This is a genomic window from Caballeronia sp. M23-90 (assembly GCF_053574605.1).
Genome location: NZ_JBSIPA010000658.1, coordinates 1 through 2,643, shown reverse-complemented (window position 1 = coordinate 2,643; position 2,643 = coordinate 1). Strand labels below are relative to the sequence as shown.

The window sequence follows — 2,643 nt, the reverse complement described above, 5'->3', positions numbered from 1 at the left end:
TGATCACGAACGACGCATCGCCCCACAGCCATTTGCCGACGGCCTGGCTGGCGGTATCGAGCACGAGGCCGCGATACGGCATGCGATTCTCCCGCAGCGCGTCGAGCCCGGGCAGGCCCAGTTGCAGGGCGTGATAGCCGAAAATATCCGATACCACGCGGTCGAGCTGCGCCTGCTCCCAGTCGAGCACGTAGCGGCCGGGCGCAGAAACGGTCCAGGCGGGCCAGTCTATAATCGTTCGCTCTGACATGTTCGGGTGAGTCGCCTTATGAAAACGCTTGAGTACGTGCCGGTTCCGGCGTTTGAAGACAACTACATCTGGGTGATTTCCGACGGACAAGATGCCGTCGTTGTCGATCCGGGCGAAGCCGCGCCTGTTGAAGCCTATCTGACGAAACGCGGTTGGCGGCTGACTGCTATTTTACTCACGCACCATCATCACGACCACGTCGGCGGCGTCGCAAAATTGCTCGTTAGCCGATCGGCCGATGGTGAAATCCCCGTGATCGGCCCGGCCAGCGAGGCGATCGACCATCTGACGCGGCGCGTGAAGCAGGGCGATATTGTAAGTATCGCGAGTCCGGCGCTGGAATGCTCGGTTATCGACGTGCCCGGCCACACCGCCGGCCACATCGCTTATTTCCAGGCAGCAGACCCGCAAGGCACGCCGCATCTCTTTTGCGGCGACACACTTTTTGCAAGCGGTTGCGGCCGGCTTTTCGAGGGCACGCCGCAGCAGATGCTGGCTTCCCTCGACGCCCTTGCCGCACTTCCAGACGCAACGCTCGTTCACTGCGCGCACGAATATACGCTGTCGAACATCCGTTTTGCACGCGCGGCGGACCCTGACAATGCGGCACTTGTGGCGTGGGACAAGGACGCGCACAGCCTGCGCGCGCGCAATGAGCCGACCATTCCCACCACGCTTTCGCACGAACGCAAGGCCAATCCGTTCCTGCGTGTCGACAATGAAGACGTCCAGGCCGCGCTCGCCGCCCAGTTCGAGCGTCCGGTGCGCGACCGCCTCGATGCCTTCACGCTCATGCGCGGCTGGAAAGACAAATTTCGCTAACCCGCAATCCGCTGCGGTTATCTTCATCTGAAACGTTGAAATGCTTTGCAGGTCCCGGATTTTGCTGCGTTTTTTGCATTTATATTGACGTGATGCGTGCGGTTCCGTACTATCGGGTCCAAATTTCCAAGCACATTTTTTGGAATCCGAGACGTTCATGCGATTGATTTTTAGTGCGCTACTCGTCCTGACTTTGGCTGCATGTGCCAGCCAGGGGCCGACAGCGACCAACTCCCTATCTTCACTCCCTTCCGCCGAGAAGCAGCAAGCCGTAGCTGACACCATCCGCAAGACCTCTGCCGCCAAGGAAACGATCAACGTCGACAAGACGTCCGTCGATTCGCTTTCCGGACCTGACGGTGACTTGTGGGGCCGTATCCGCCGTGGTTTCCAGATTCCCGATCTGCAAAGCGACCTGGTCGACATGCAGGTGAACTGGTACGCGCAGCGCCCCGATTACGTCGAGCGCATGACCGGGCGGTCACAGAAATATCTGTATCACATTGTCGAGGAACTCGAGCAGCGGCACATGCCGACCGAACTCGCGTTGCTGCCGTTCATCGAATCGGCTTATAACCCGCAGGCGCTTTCCGTGGCAAAAGCCGCCGGCATGTGGCAGTTCGTGCCGGGCACCGGCCGCGACTACAACCTGAAGCAGAACATGTTTCAGGATGAGCGGCGCGACGTGCTGGCATCCACCAGTGCAGCGCTCGACTATTTGTCACGGCTCCACGACATGTTCGGCGACTGGCATCTGGCGCTCGCCGCATACAACTGGGGCGAGGGCAGCGTCCAGCGCGCGATTGCGAAGAACGAAGCGCTCGGCTTGCCGACGGACTATCAAAGCCTGCGCATGCCGAACGAGACGCGGAACTACGTGCCGAAGCTGCAGGCCGTGAAGAACATCATCGCGAATCCGCAGATGTACGGGCTCACGTTGCCGGATATCCCGAACCATCCGTATTTCGTGACCGTGACCACGGCGCGCGATATCGATGTGACCATGGCCGCCCGGCTCGCCGGCATGACCGTGGAAGAGTTCCGTTCGCTGAATCCGTCGTTTGCGAAGCCGGTGATCCTGGGCGCGACCAACCCGCAAATCCTGCTTCCGTTCGATAACGCCAACACCTTCCAGAAAAACCTGAAGACGTATTCAGGCGCGTTGTCGTCGTGGACCACTTATACGGTGAGCGAACGCGCGACGCCTGCAATGATCGCGCAAAAGATCGGTGTGGACCCCGATACGCTGATGTCCGTGAACCGCATTCCGGCTGGCATGCGGCTGAAGGCGGGATCGACCATCGTGGTGCCGCGCGGCGATGACGACGACGAGGACATCAGCGCCGACGTCGCCGAAAGCGCGATGCTCGCCGTCGAACCCGACGTCCCCGATACCCGCAAGATGCTGATTCGCGTTCGCCGCGCGCAGTCCATGTCCACGTTCGCTGATCGATACAACGTGTCGGTCGGTCAACTGAAGGGCTGGAACCGGACGCATCGCGATACGGTCCTGCCGGGCCAGTTGATCGTGCTGCATGTGCCGGTCGGCCGTGCGGTGCCGGCAGAACCCA

2 protein-coding genes and 1 pseudogene are annotated in these 2,643 nt (G+C 60.7%); 2 read left to right on the top strand and 1 reads right to left on the bottom strand.

All coding sequences use genetic code 11. The annotated features are described in order from the left end of the window. Positions 1-250: pseudogene (locus ACRXB1_RS34250) on the bottom strand (SAM-dependent methyltransferase); the annotation flags it as partial. A gap of 18 nt (positions 251-268) precedes the next feature. Between ACRXB1_RS34250 and gloB the strand changes: the two are divergent. Both gloB and ACRXB1_RS34240 read left to right on the top strand, forming a co-directional pair. Continuing rightward, positions 269-1,072 (top strand): hydroxyacylglutathione hydrolase, encoded by an 804-nt coding sequence (gene gloB, locus ACRXB1_RS34245; RefSeq protein ID WP_075357135.1) that lies wholly within the window; start codon positions 269-271, stop codon positions 1,070-1,072. Positions 1,073-1,229: 157 nt separating this feature from the next. After that, a partial coding sequence (locus tag ACRXB1_RS34240) for a transglycosylase SLT domain-containing protein (protein ID WP_449494565.1) occupies positions 1,230-2,643 on the top strand: 1,414 nt, incomplete at its 3' end.

Coding starts and splice junctions, on each gene's coding strand:
- gloB (WP_075357135.1), top strand. CDS start 269: ATGAAAACGCTTGAGTACGTGCCGGTTCCGGCGTTTGAAGACAACTAC.